Here is a 13523-nt window from a genome sequence, read left to right as displayed (position 1 = left end):
CTGGCTATGCCCTCGCGCTTCTCTCCCTCACTGCTGTCCACGGGATCCGCTACTACAACGAACCACAACTGACCGTCGGCAGCCGCTCCCCGCAGACGTTTCTCGCCCCTGCTGCGGCGGAGATCGAAGATGTGGAGGCTACCCAGGCCCGACAAGCTGAGGCGCGACGGCGGGTGGTTCAGGCCCTCAAAATCAACAGCACCGCCAACGACAGCATGCGGCAAAACCTGGAGGCTCTCCTGGCTGAGGTGGAAGCCATCCGCCAAGAGGCAGGGCCTCTGCCCTATGTTTCTGTCCAGTTGCTGTCTCTGCCAACGCAGATCTACCTGCGCCAGCTTTCCCCGGAGGAGTGGGAACCCTTCCAGGCTCGCGTCCGACAAGAGGCCATCCGCGCCCGTGCAGCCACCCCATCTCCTTTGGAAGAGCCTTCTTCGGGGCGACCGGAGCAGCTTCCTCCGGAGCAGCGGGCCAAGCAAGAGCTTGTCGAGGTTTGGCAGCGGGTCTGGTTGGACGGATCGGCCACCCAGATGGCGGCGACGGATCCCTATACCCAGTTGATTGCCCAGGTGGAAGCGGCGCAACGGCGCTATCAAGCGGCTTTGCCGGCTCTGGAGCAGCTCACCCCCCCTGTTCCGGCCACCGTTCTCAACTTGGCAGATGCGGATTGGCAGCATTTGCAAACCTTGAGCCGGCGGGTCTTGGAGCGTCTGCAGAAGATAGGGATCGTGGATGGCCTGCCCCGCGAAGTTCGCGCCGAAGGGATCCAAGCCCAACTGGACGATTTGATGTTTCCGGGCAATGCTGCCCAACGACAGGAGCTGCAGGCCCTGGTCTATCAGTGGCTGCAGCAGGTGCTCATTCCCAACGTGGAGGTGGATCCCCAGCGCACCGAGCAGCGCATTCGCGCCGAGCTGGAAAAAGTCGAGCCGGTTCTGATCTCGGTTGCCGAGAACCAGGTGATCGTGCGAGCAGATCAGCTCATCACTCCCGAAATTTTTCTCATCTTGGACCACTTTGGGCTCACCCAGCGCGGGATCAACGTCTGGGGCTTGGTGGGGGTGGCCGGCGTGATGGGCCTGGGCCTGGCTGTCTTTGTGCCTCTGCAGCAACGCTTGCGGCCAGGGTTGCGCCGCCGGGATCGGGTGTTGATCCTCATAGTTTCCCTGACCGCTCCCCTTTTGGCGGCCTTGTTCAAGCTGGAGTTCAGCTCCCTGCCGGCAGTGGGGCTGTTGCTGGGCAGTTTTTACGGGGCAGGGCTGGGCTTGGTGGTGGTGGTAGGCCAGGCGCTGTTTTTGCCCTTGGTCTCCCCTGTCAACCTGCTCACCCTTGTACCCTTGCTCTCCGGCAGCGTGGTGGCCTCTGCCCTGGCCGGGCGTTCCCGTTCCCGCGAAGAGCTGGCCTTGTTGGGAGGAGGAGCGGCAGCGGTGCAGATGCTGGCCTACGGGGCGGTTAGCTTGGCCACCACCGGTGGCATCGACCTGTTGGCCATGGCTTTGGCAGGGGGAACCAGCTTGGGATGGAGCATTGTTGCCCTGGGAGCCAGCCCCTACCTGGAGCGCCTATTTGACTTAGCCACCCCCATTCGTCTGATCGAGTTGAGCAATCCCAATCGCACGCTGCTGCGGCGGCTGGCTGCAGAGGCCCCCGGCACCTTCCAGCACACTCTGCTTGTGGCCACTTTGGCAGAACGGGCTGCCCAGAAGCTGAACCTCAACGTGGAGCTGGTGCGCACCGGCACTCTTTACCACGACATCGGCAAGATGCTTCAGGCCCGCTACTTCATCGAGAACCAGATGGGCAGCCTCAACCCCCACACCCAACTGGACGATCCCTATCGCAGTGCTCAGATTATCAAGGCCCACGTCAGCGATGGCTTGCGCCTGGCCAAGCAATATAATCTGCCTACCGCCGTCCAGGCGTTTATCCCTGAGCACCAGGGGACGATCCTGATTGCCTATTTCTACCATCAAGCCCAGATGAAAGCCGGGGGTCAGCCCGTACCCGAAGAGCCGTTCCGCTACGATGGCCCGATCCCCCAGAGCAAGGAGACGGGGGTGGTGATGATGGCCGATGCCTGTGAAGCCGCCCTGCGCAGCATGACTCTGAGCGATGGCTTCGGCCCCGATGTGGTCGAGCGGGCAAAAGCTGTTGTCCGCAAAATTGCCCAGGCCCGTTGGCAAGATGGCCAGTTGGTCGATAGTGGGCTGACGCTGGAGGATTTGGAGGTGGTGGCAGACGCTTTCGTGGAGGTCTGGCGGGAATCCAACCACGAGCGCATCCCCTACCCCAGTTTCACCCCTGCCCCCTCGCTGCCTGAGACTGCCTCTGCTCAGGCCCAGATCCCGGTGTTGATGAGCCCCTCTACGGGATCCCCTTAGCCAAGTAACCTCTTCCCGAAGAAGCTGGGTAGGTAGAGAAAGGTCTAGCCCTGCGGCTCATCGATCAGTACGATAGGGGATCGTTCTGTGGACCCAGTATGAACCAAGGCAGTCCTAGGATTTGCAGCCCTAGGCGGAGGATTTTTGTTTTATTGTTTTTGGATGGCCTGCTGAATGCTTCATGGAGCTCCTACTTCCTCTGCCGATCCCAAAGCTTCTGCAGCTCCTTTTCAGATTCCACCTCTGTCTCAGTCCAGCCCTGTCCAACTGTCGCTGGTCATTCCCACCTACAACGAAGCCTCCAGTATCTGCAGCCTGATCCGGCAGTTGTGTGCCCACCTAGACACGATTCTGCCTGGAAGCTATGAGTTGATTGTGGTGGATGACAATAGCCCCGATTACACTGCCAAAGTGGCCCAAGGATTGCAAAAAGAATTCCCTCAACTGCAAGTCATTTGTCGCCACCACGAACGAGGCCTGGCCACTGCCGTGCTGCGGGGATGGCAAGCTGCCCGCGGCGAGGTGTTGGGGGTTATGGATGGGGATTTGCAGCATCCGCCGGAGATTGTCCTCAAATTGTGGCCGCTCATCCAGAAAGGGGCAGATTTGGTGGTGGGCAGCCGCTATGCACCATCGGGAGGGGTGAGCCACTGGAGCCTGGGCCGGCGCATTGTCTCCCGCGGGGCCCAATGGATTGGGCTGGTTCTGCTGCCGGGAGTTTTCAGCCGTGTTTCCGATCCGTTGAGCGGACTGTTTCTGGTCAGACGCCAAGCCATTGCTGGGATCCCGCTCAACCCCAAGGGTTACAAGCTGCTGATTGAGGTGCTGGCGCGGGGCCGGGTGAAAACCATTGCTGAAGTCGGCTACATCTTTCAGGAGCGCCAAAACGGGGAGAGCAAAATCCAACTGCAAACTTGTCTCCAATATCTCCACCACCTGATGGTGCTGCGCTTTTCGCTAGGGCAGGTGGGATCCTTTTTGCGCTTCAGCACGGTTGGCCTATCCGGCACCTTGGTGGACATGGCTTTGCTCTATGTTTTGCACGATCCCACCAACTTAGGATGGGATCTCATAACCAGTAAGCTGGTTGCTTCGGAGGTGGCCATTCTCAATAACTTCCTCTGGAACGACCTGTGGACTTTTCGCCATGTGACCCGCTTGCAGCCGGGGCCCTGGAATCGCCTGAAGCGGTTGGCGAAGTTTAACGTTATCTGCTTAATTGGCTTGGTTCTCAACACTTCACTGGTGACCTTGCTGAGCGAGCGCTTGGGCATTCATTATCTATTGGCCAACTTAATTGCCATCGGTGTTGTCGTATTCTGGAACTTCTACCTCAACTCCAAGCTGAGCTGGAGGAGTGCGGAGGTTAAGTCGGACTCTGTGGGTGGCCAGTCTTGAGTATGGCTTTTTCCAGGAAGAGCCAATCCGGAGGTATGGGCATTTCGCTCATTTCCTCACTGTCTGGGCCCCCTTTGGCATCCACCTTCGCCCCTTGTTCCTATGGCTGCGCTAAGTAGAGTTGGGGCGGATCCCCTCTAGGGCGATGATCTCCTGGATCACCGAGCGAACAACGGGAGCAGCCGTCGTCGAGCCGAAGGCATCTTCCCCCTGGGGCTCGTCGATCACCGCCAAGATCACGTAATTGGGGCGAATGGCCGGGAAGTAGCCCACAAAACTGGTGATGCGCTTGCCGGGCAAATAGCCCCCCCGTGGCCCGGCTTTCTGGGCAGTGCCGGTTTTGCCAGCGATCTCATACCCCTCGATCTTGGCCGATTGCCCCGTGCCAAAGTCCACCACATCCCGCATTTGGATACGCACTGCCAGCGTGGCTTGCTCGGATAGTACCCGCACCGGCTGCGGCTGCGGGGATCCCCAAACCAGAGTATCCGTATCCTTTTCCACCAAGCCTCGCACCACATGGGGCTGTACTTTCAGTCCGCCATTGGCAATGATGCAGTGCATGGCAGCCAACTGTAGAGGAGTGAGGGCCAGCCCCTGGCCGAAAGCGACAGTGGCCCGCTCCACCGGCACCGTAACAAACTGTCGCAGCGGTTTCAAACGGCTGGCCGGCTCAAAGGGCAAATCCACGCCACTGCGCTCGTTGAACCCCAGCCGCACCAAGGCATTGTAGTACTGGCGGGGATCCAGCTTGCGCATTAGATGTACCATGCCCACATTGCTGGATTGCCGCAGGATATCCGTGACGCTCATCCAGCCATGGGCCCCTCGCTGGTGGTAGTCGTAATTTTGAATGGGCCACTGACCGATGAGAATCCGACCCTCGTCATAGACCCGCTCATCTGCCCTGAAGGCTCCAGCATCCAACCCAATGGCAATGTTGATGGGCTTGAAGGTGGATCCCGGCTCATACAAATCCGTTACCGCCCAGTTGCGAAAAAGACCGGGGTCATACTCAAAGTAGCGGTTGGGGTCATAGGTGGGCTCGCTCACCAGAGCCAAAATCTCCCCCGTGTGGGGCTGCAAGATGATCACCGTACCCCGCAGGGCTCGAAACCGTTGCAGTTGGGCTTTCAGGGCAGCGCGGGCAGCTCTTTGCAGGCGCATATCTAGGGTAAGTTGCAGCACCGTCTCGCCAGATTGCAGCAGCCCTTCCGGCACCTCGGCAGCCAACAGTCGTCCGTAGCCATCGCGAGGAATAGTAACAGGTTGAACGGTACGCTCCAGCAGCTCTTGTCGGGAATATTCGACTCCTGCTTGGCCCTGATGATCCAGATCTACATAGCCTACCACCTCAGCGGCCATCTCTTTTTGGGGGTAAATGCGTTGCCGCTCGCTCACCAGCTCCAGGCCATCCAGATGCAGAGCCTGAATTTGATCCGCCACCTCCTGGGATACCCAGCGCTCCACCCGCACTGCCTGATTGGCCGATAGCCGCTGCGCCAGTTGCTCTACTGGACGCCGCAACAGGGGAGCAAGAGCGGTGGCAATTTCCTCTGGAGTGCGTTTGCCAAAGAGGCGGGGATGGGCCCAGAGAGTATAGACGGGGCGATCTACGGCCAGCAATTCTGCCTGCTGCTTGGCAATAGAATGACGATCCACAATTGAGCGACGAGGAATGAAAGGTCTTAGCTGGGCTCGCTGCTGGGCTTCGGCTCGCTGCTGCAATAGGGGTGCCTGTTGATGTTGCAAATAAACCAGACGTGCTCCTGTTACAAATAGGGCGATGATCAAAGCCAGTCCGGTCATGCCGGCGCGAAAGTCAAGCTGGCGGGCCGTCGGGATCCGATCCCCCAGGAGCCACCCCAGTGTTGTTCTCCACCGCCTGGGGCTTCGCAGTGAAGGGGGCCAAGAACCTCTGTATCGGTGTCGTTGGGCAAGTTGTCGGCCATTTTGTCTGGTCTCCAGGGTTTTCGGCACAGGCCGCCCTACTCCAGCCCTAGATCTGCCTTCCATCACCATCCCCATGTAGGCACCACCGCTAGTTTGGCCCTCATCTCACCTTCATGTCAGCGCTGCGTAGCAACCCTGCCGCCCTCTAGCTTTTGAGAGAAACCTTAGGGGTCCCGAAGAGCAGCCCCAGCAATTCTAGAGTACTGGAGATAACTGAATGCCTCAGAACATGAATGCGGAAAGCCTAACCTTTACTTGCATTCATCCAGCAGTCCATACTTTAACTTGTTTGACTGGAAACATTTCCCCAGCCCTTCGCGCAGCCGATACCCCAACTTCCCCTGCCAGCTAAGGATAAGGAGAATCTGGATACAGCGCAGCCGAAATCGGAGAATTCACAGCTTTTTGTAATTTTTCAAGTGCCTTGTACTCTCGGAAACAGACAACCGACGGACTAGTAAGTAATAATCTGAACAAATTCAGCTTTCCCGGAGTTGAGTCTATGAAATGCGTGGAGGAGAGCCCCAACAAGCGCGTGTACCAAGAGTCTTCTGTAGGTTTCCTTGGGTCTCTTGCTACTTTTGTTTTTATCTGTTTCTTTGCGTTCATCCCTTTTATGGCTTTATCTTCGATCTGGTCTTCCCAGGGTGAGCGCCGTTTCACTTGTTTTCGAGTTGACCAGTCTACGGTTAATTGTGAAGTGTCTTTCCAGCCGTTTCTACCTTTGCCGAGCCAAACTACACTTCACATAGATGTAAGAGGAGCTGCAGTCAAAACTGAAATTGTGGAGGATGACGACGGAGAAAGGACTGAGCGCTACTATGTCACGCTGGAAAAGCCTACAGGGGAAACTCCAGCCTGGTTGGCCTTTGGTGAAAGTGAAGCTCAGGAATTGGCAAGGCGCGTTGATTCTTTTGTGAACAGTACAGAGAGTCGGCTCTTGATAGATATCGATAGATTTCACTTACTGGAGTTAGTGTTTGCGATCTTGTATTCTCTCCTTCCAGGGCTATTTCTGGCTCTACTTCTTTGGGTAGGAGCTCTCATGCTGAAGGTGTCTTTTTGGTGTCGCCGTCTAACGTTTGACCGCTCTAGGTACCAAATCCAAGAGGAGCACCTTACTCCTTTTGGGTCGCTAGGGCGGAAAACTTATTCCTTTGGAGATGTACAGCAGATTTTGGTTCAGGCCAAAAGGAATTTTGTTGAATTCTTTTCGGTAGAAGTGAAATTGCAATCGCGGAAACCTTTGCTGTCAGTCTGCTACACTGATAAGGAACCAGAGGCGCGGGCAGAGGCCGAGAAGCTAGGTCAACTTTTGGGGCGTCCGGTCATTTTGCTGGAGACAAAAAAATCAGATTGCTAAAGGGACGTAGCCCCGAGAGGTATTCAAGGTAAGTTAGATCTGTCCATCTGCCCATAGGGATCCCCTTCGGTGCATAGGGCTGTTTTGCTCATTCTGGGGCTGGGCCTGCTTTCGCGCTGCCTGGTGGCTGCTTTGTTGCCGCCGGGCTTTGACGAAGCATACTACTACCTCTACACCCGCCATCTGGATTGGAGCTATTTTGACCATCCGCCGCTGGTGGCCTGGACAACGGGCTTGGGGCCTGCCTTGACCGGCCAGGTGTCGGCTTTTTCTATTCGACTGGGATCCCTGCTGCTGTATTGTGGCTCTTCCCTATTCCTCTACTACACCGGAGCGCGCCTTTTCTCTGTTCGGGCGGGACTGATCAGCTTGGCGGCTATCAGCATCGCGCCGATCCTTTGGATTGGGTTTGGGGTGCTGACCTTGCCGGATAGCCCGCTGATCTTTTTTACGGCAGCAACCTTGTGGGTGGCCAGCCAGGAGTTTTTCCCGGTGCCTTTGGGGCAGGGGAAATTGGGAGTCTATGGGGCGGCTCGCTATCGGCCAGGGCCTAGGCTAGCGCTCATAGGTCTCTTGGTGGGGCTGGCCTGCTTGGGGAAGTACCACGGCTTGGCTTTGGGGTTCGGCCTGGTACTCTTTTGTCTGCTCAGCCCAGTTCATCGCTGTGCCTTAAGGTCGGGCTGGACGGTGCTGGCGGTGCTGGGTTTTGTGCTGGCCTTCAGCCCGGTGCTGATCTGGAACGCCCAGCAGGATTGGGTCTCCTTTCGCTTTCAGGCGGGGCGGGCGGTGCCGGAGGCAGGGTATCAACTGCAAGCGCTGGGGCTGACGATCCTTTCTGAAGTCTTTTACCTGTTTCCCAGCTTGGGGATCCCTTTGGGGTGGGCGAGTTTGGCAGGGACGGGTCGGGTGGCCCTGCAGATTCTCCGCGGGATGCGGCTGACGGATGAAGAGCTCAAGCACCTTTTGATCCTGGCCTGTGGATTACCGCTGGTGTTGGCCTTTACCTTGATGGGAGGCTACCGGCCCATCTTGCCCACCTGGCCCATGCCGGGGTTTTGGGTGCTGACGCTGCTGCTGGGATCCTTCTGGGAACGGTGGCCGGGAGCGAAGCGAACCTTAGTGGGGACGGCGGTGATGGTCAGCTTGGTGGTGGGGGTGGGGCTGGCCCATGTGCGCTACGGCCTGCTGCAAGAGCCGGGAGGGATGGGGCTGTGGCCGGTGGAGAGGGATCCCTCTACTCAGCTCATTGAAATTGAGCAGTTGCGGCAGCGGTTTCGGACGGATCCCCGCCTGGCTCAGGCCCTTGAGGAGGCAGAGTTCGTTTTTACCAATGCCTATTTTTTGGGCGGTCAGATCGCCATGGCCCTGGCTCCGCTGACGGACAAGCCTCTGACCTGCCTGGATGCGGATTTGCGGGGCTTTGCCTTTTGGTCGCAGCCGCAGGACTGGCTGGGGCAGGATGGGCTGCTCATCACTTCCAAGTTGTTCCAGCCGAGGGCAGGGATCCCGGCCACCTATGGCGACTACTTTGCCCAAATCGAGCCTGTGGCCGAGGTTCCCCTGGTGCGGGCAGGGGCGGTGGCGCAAACCTTTCAGGTGTACCTGGCTCGACAGATGCGCAAGCCCTATCCCCGCCCTTATTCCCGCCTGCAATAACAGCAGAGGACATCCTGGGCAAAGCTAGAGGGGGCGATGTCTGTCGAACCAGCGCATCAGCATTGCAGCCAAGCGTTCGGGGTTGTGGCGCACCAAGCCGGTCTCTGGATCCTCTTGCATGACGTTAGCCAAAACGGCACGGCAGCCCAGGTAAGCCAGTTTGTCGGGATCCAGCACCACAAACTCAGAACCGCTGCGGCGGTAATGCTCCAAAGCGCGCGGGGAGGGTGGCTCCCGCTGCACCAGCACGCCGTCAAATAGGCGCACTCCTGCCACCCGATCCAAAGCCATGACGTGATCCCCAACAGTATAGCCGTCGGTTTCCCCCGGCTCGGTCATGATGTTGCAGACGTAGATGTGGGGGGCCATATTTTTGGCCAGAGCTTCCACAATTTCCGGTACCAACAGGTTAGGGATGATGCTGGTGTAGAGGCTACCCGGCCCCAGCACCACAAACTCTGCCGCCTCAATAGCCTCGATGACTTCCGGTAGGGCGGGAGGGTTGGGGGGGTCACAGCCGATTCGGCAAATGCGTCCTCCGGCTTTGGCAATGTTGGACTCTCCCACCACGCGGCGGCCATCGCTCAGCTCCGCCCAGAGGGTAACATCCGCCAGGGTGGCCGGCAGCACCCGCCCCTGAATGGCCAAGACTTGCGAGGTGGCAGTGATGGCCCGAATCAAGTCGCCGCCGGTTACCGCGGTGAGGGCAGTGATGAACAAATTGCCGAAGCTGTGGCCGCTCAACCCTTCCCCCGACTGGAAGCGATATTGAAACAGCTCGGTGAGCAGCTTTTCTTCGTTGGCCAGAGCAGTGAGGCAGTTGCGGATATCGCCAGGGGGCAAAACGCCGATCTCCCGCCGCAGACGCCCTGAGGATCCCCCGTCATCGGCCACCGTGACAATGGCTGTGATGTTGGAGCTGTAGCGCTTCAGACCCCGCAGCAGGTTGGAGAGGCCGGTGCCGCCCCCCAGTACCACAATGCGGGGACCACGGCTGAGACGCCGCCGCGACAACAGCTTATCCACCAGCGCTTCATCTCCCTCGGGGATCAGCACATCCTCGATGGAGCGCATGGCGCTGCGAAACCCCAGCACCACCATCATCAGCCCGATCCCGGTCACCAGGGGGCCACTGATGTTGTTCGGGATCCAAGTGGTGATCAGGCGCAGGGTGATGTCGATCAGCCGTTTTAAGCGAAAGATGGGGGTCAACTCCGTCCAGATGGCAATGCCCAGCACCATCAGCAGCACGCCCCCAACCGCCAGGCTCAGCCAGCGTTTAACGGCTAAACCGGGAAAGAGCCATTTCCAGCCACTTCCCGGCCAAGCAGCCTTGCGGCGGCGAATGCCCCAAGCGGCGGACTTGTTGCTGGGCAGGGGCTTAGGCATGGGAAGGTGCAGGAACGCCGGCCAAAGGGATCCTAACCTGTTGCTGGGCAACGCCGGCTTCGCCGGGCGCCGGGCCAAAGCGGGCTTCCAGCTCCCGCTGAGAGTCGAGCAGATGGCGATGCTGAACCTGAACATTCAGGTCGGGAAGAACGTGGTTGCCGGCAGGGACAGTCCAAGGCTGCAAATCCTGGGCCAGGCGCTCCACCAGGGCCACCGAGCGGTGCTGACCGCCGGTACAGCCGATAGCCAAAGTCAGGTGGGGGCGACGCTCTGCGCGGTAGTGGGGCCAAAACGCTTTGATCAGGGACAAGATGTGCTGGTAGGTGGATTGTGTGATGGGATCCGCAAACAAGAACTCCTGCAGCAGGGGATCCTGCCCGGTAAGGCGGCGCAGATGGGGCTGAAAGAAGGGGTTGGGCAAAAAGCGCACATCGAACAGCAAGTTGGCATCGGGGGGAACGCCGTATTTGAAACCGAAGCTGACCAGCCTTAGGTTGAGGGGCTGGGGGATCCCTTGCACCAAAGCTTGCAATTGCTGCCGCAGTTGCTGGGCATTGAGGTCGGAGGTATCCAACCAGTGGGTGCAGCGTTCCCGCACCGGGGCCAGAGCCAGCCGCTCTTGCTCAATGGCCTCCAACAAACCGGCAGCTTCCCCGTAGGGATGGGGACGGCGGTGGGCGCTGAGACGGTTGAGCAACACTGGGGAGCGGGCCTCCAAGAATAGGAAAGGGATCCCTTGCGATTGCACCCAAGCAGCCAGGGTGGGAACTTGATCCCGGTACTCCTGGGCGTGGAGATTCAAGCTGATGGCCAAAGCAGCGTGATGGGTCCGCATCGCCTCAACCAAGGGGATCACCTGGGCAGGCGGGATCCCTTCTAGGCCGGTGTACCCCAGTTGTTCCAACTGCTGGATGGCCAAGGTTTTCCCGGATCCCGTCAGGCCGGCAATGACCAAAACGGGGGTCGCGACTGACATGGGTTTATCCTGCATGGAGCTTATTCTAGGGCGAGAGGCGGCCAAAACAAGCGCCGGAAGAATGGGGGGCTCAGCCACGCGGGGCGCCTAGAAACCATCATCTCAGGCCGGCGAGGCTTTTGTAGCTTTTTTATCCGTTTTCTCGGCCGGTGCAGCCGATCCCAGAAGAGGAGCGCTGGGGCAGAGATCCGCCAAAAAACATTGCTGGCACAGAGGCCTGCGGGCAGTGCAGATGGCCCGCCCGTGGTCGATCAGACGGATAGACCAGTTCTCCCAATCCGCCTGCGGCAACAACTGCATCAGATCCTTTTCGATGCGCACGGGATCCTCGTGCTCAGTGAGGCCGAGGCGGCGGCTGAGGCGCTTAACATGGGTATCGACGGTAACCCCGGCATGGATGCCAAAAGCATGAGCCAACACCACATTGGCCGTCTTACGGGCCACACCGGGTAGGGTGAGCAGCTCCGGCATGGTGCGGGGCACTTGACCACCGAAATCGCTCAAGATCTTGCGGCAGGCTTCCTGAATGTGTTTGGCCTTGTTGCGATAGAAGCCGGTGGAATGGATGAGAGCCTCGATCTCCTCTCGCGGCGCTGTCGCCAGGGCCTGGGCATCCGGGAAGCGACGAAACAGCTCTGGCGTTACCTGATTCACCCGCTCATCCGTACACTGAGCCGAGAGGATGGTTGCCACCAAGAGCTGCAGCGGCGTCTGGTAGTGGAGGGCACAGGTGGAGTTGGGGTAGTGGCGCTTCAGCCGGAGCAGGATCTCCAAAGCTCGCTGGCGCAAGGCCCGTTTGCTGGCCATCTTCCCCTAGCCCGACCCGGTGACAATGGCGAGGGTGTCTTTGAAGATCAGCACCACCCCCAATCCCAGCAACAACACCAAGCCCGTCTGCATCACCCGCTCCTCCAGATGCTTGGGCAGCCGTTTGCCGCGGATCGCCTCCAGGATCAAAAAGGCAATGTGTCCCCCGTCCAAGGCGGGCAGGGGCAACAGGTTGAGAAAGGCCAGGTTAATGCTAATCAAAGCGGTGAAATTAAACAGGCTGGCGGCGTCATCGCGGGCCAGATCCGCCCCAATCTTGACGATCCCCACCGGGCCGGAGACCTGAGCAGCCGTGCTTTGGAAATTCTGCAGCAACTGCCGCAAGCCGTTCAGATTGAGCATCACCACCCGCTGGTAGGCATTTCCCGCCTCCGTGAGGATCTCAGCCACACTCTGAGGGGGACGCAAGGTCACCTCCTGGTGGGGGGCCAAGGTCACTCCAATGGCCACCGTCTCTCCCCGCACCTCTGGGATCACCGTCAATTGCAGGGGATCCCCTTCCCCACGCTGCACCTCCAGGGGAATGGGCCGGTTCTCGCTGCTGCGGATCAGCACCTGAAAATCGTTCAGAGCTGCCAAGGCCGCCGTCTCGTCGGCAATCCCCCTGTAATCGCGATCGGCTGCCTGCAACACCACATCCCCTGCCTCCAGGCCAGCTCGCTCCGCCGGGCTATCGGGCATCACCTGAGGGATGAGAATGCCGGGATGGATGCGCGTTACCGAGGGGATCCCCACCGAGGCGAACATCAACACCAGCACCAGATAGGCGAAGAGCAGGTTGGCCATCACCCCCGCACTCATCACCACCAGGCGATCCAGCACGGGGCGGTTTTTCAGCAGATCCGGGTCGTCGGGCGGGTAGGGGGAATGTTCATCCTCGTCAGGAAAGCCCACGTAGCCCCCCAGCGGCAGGGCGCGAATGGCGTACTCTGTCTCCTTGCCCTGGTATCGCCACAACACCGGCCCAAACCCCAGCGAGAAGCGGTTGACGTGGATCCCTTGGAGTTTGGCTGCCGCAAAGTGCCCTGCCTCATGCACCAGGATCAGCAGGGCGAGAATGGCGATGGAGAGGAGAACAGACATGCGCTAGCTCTGAAGAAGGCACAGAAGAAAGAAGTGGGGAGCAGAGAGCCACCCGAGGCTATTTATCGAGGCTATTTATCAAGGCACATAATCCAACACATGATAAAGAACCCTAAAGGAATCTCACAAAAACCTACAGGGCCCCTCAGAATACCTGCTCCACTTCTAAAATGTCGGGGATGCTTTCCCGCAACTTGCGCTCAATGCCCATCTTCAAAGTCATGGTTGAGCTGGGGCAGGCTCCACAGGCCCCTTGCAGGCGCAGCTTGACCACCGGGCCATCGATTTCCACCAATTCCACATTGCCCCCATCGGCCATCAAGTAAGGACGCAGCTCGTTCAGGACTTTCTCGACGTTCTCGGTATTGAGTTCCAGTGCTTGTGCCATGGTTGCTTTTAGCCTCGTTGAGATTTGGATTGTAGCGGTTTCTGATACATTCACGCTGAACTCTCCTGAACATGGTTCAGGAAAGAAGCGATCGCATCCTGCCTATCTCTG

The 13523-nt window shown here is 58.8% G+C and carries 11 protein-coding genes; 4 read left to right on the top strand and 7 right to left on the bottom strand.

The window, feature by feature from the left end; all coding sequences use genetic code 11:
- Positions 1 to 2378 (top strand): HD family phosphohydrolase (locus NW837_RS01840; RefSeq protein WP_414329019.1); only part of this gene is annotated, 2378 nt, incomplete at its 5' end.
- A gap of 174 nt (positions 2379 to 2552) precedes the next feature.
- Positions 2553 to 3776, top strand: coding sequence for a glycosyltransferase (locus NW837_RS01835; protein WP_414329018.1), 1224 nt, complete (start codon positions 2553 to 2555; stop codon positions 3774 to 3776).
- 111 nt (positions 3777 to 3887) lie between these two features.
- Here NW837_RS01835 and NW837_RS01830 read toward each other — a convergent pair whose 3' ends face one another.
- Positions 3888 to 5585, bottom strand: coding sequence for a peptidoglycan D,D-transpeptidase FtsI family protein (locus NW837_RS01830; RefSeq protein ID WP_414329017.1), 1698 nt, complete (start codon positions 5583 to 5585; stop codon positions 3888 to 3890).
- Complete coding sequence (locus NW837_RS01825; RefSeq protein ID WP_414329016.1) at positions 5582 to 5728, bottom strand: hypothetical protein; 147 nt, start codon at positions 5726 to 5728, stop codon at positions 5582 to 5584. The genes NW837_RS01830 and NW837_RS01825 overlap by 4 nt, the downstream gene beginning before the upstream one ends.
- 503 nt (positions 5729 to 6231) lie before the next feature.
- Between NW837_RS01825 and NW837_RS01820 the strand changes: the two genes are divergently transcribed.
- Together NW837_RS01820 and NW837_RS01815 are read left to right on the top strand one after the other, a co-directional pair.
- Positions 6232 to 7092 carry a hypothetical protein gene (locus NW837_RS01820; protein ID WP_414329015.1) on the top strand — a complete coding sequence of 287 codons (861 nt, stop codon included), beginning with the start codon at positions 6232 to 6234 and terminating at the stop codon, positions 7090 to 7092.
- Positions 7093 to 7161: 69 nt separating this feature from the next.
- A complete protein-coding gene (locus NW837_RS01815) occupies positions 7162 to 8748 on the top strand; it encodes an ArnT family glycosyltransferase (protein ID WP_414329014.1) in 1587 nt (528 codons plus the stop codon).
- A gap of 24 nt (positions 8749 to 8772) precedes the next feature.
- On the opposite strand, the gene NW837_RS01810 is transcribed toward NW837_RS01815, so the two are convergent.
- The 5 genes from NW837_RS01810 to NW837_RS01790 all read right to left on the bottom strand — a co-directional run bounded on the left by NW837_RS01810 (position 8773) and on the right by NW837_RS01790 (position 13412).
- On the bottom strand, positions 8773 to 10137 hold the full coding sequence (locus tag NW837_RS01810; RefSeq protein ID WP_414329013.1) for a gluconeogenesis factor YvcK family protein: 1365 nt from the start codon (positions 10135 to 10137) through the stop codon (positions 8773 to 8775).
- The gene (gene rapZ / locus NW837_RS01805; protein WP_414329012.1) at positions 10130 to 11113 is read right to left on the bottom strand and encodes an RNase adapter RapZ; all 984 of its coding nucleotides are present in this window, start codon (positions 11111 to 11113) and stop codon (positions 10130 to 10132) included. Before rapZ ends, NW837_RS01810 begins: the two co-directional genes overlap by 8 nt.
- Before the next feature lie 102 nt (positions 11114 to 11215).
- The gene (gene nth / locus NW837_RS01800) at positions 11216 to 11920 is read right to left on the bottom strand and encodes an endonuclease III (RefSeq protein ID WP_414329011.1); all 705 of its coding nucleotides are present in this window, start codon (positions 11918 to 11920) and stop codon (positions 11216 to 11218) included.
- 6 nt (positions 11921 to 11926) lie between these two features.
- Complete coding sequence (rseP, locus tag NW837_RS01795) at positions 11927 to 13024, bottom strand: RIP metalloprotease RseP (RefSeq protein ID WP_414329010.1); 1098 nt, start codon at positions 13022 to 13024, stop codon at positions 11927 to 11929.
- 145 nt (positions 13025 to 13169) lie between these two features.
- Entirely contained in the window at positions 13170 to 13412 is a 243-nt protein-coding gene (locus NW837_RS01790; RefSeq protein ID WP_011432622.1) for a NifU family protein, read from the bottom strand.
- Positions 13413 to 13523 lie beyond the last annotated feature (111 nt).

Origin of the sequence: Synechococcus sp. R6-10 (assembly GCF_047461815.1) — a bacterium.
Classification (GTDB): domain Bacteria; phylum Cyanobacteriota; class Cyanobacteriia; order Thermostichales; family Thermostichaceae; genus Thermostichus.
This window is presented reverse-complemented; position numbering and strand designations above follow the sequence as displayed.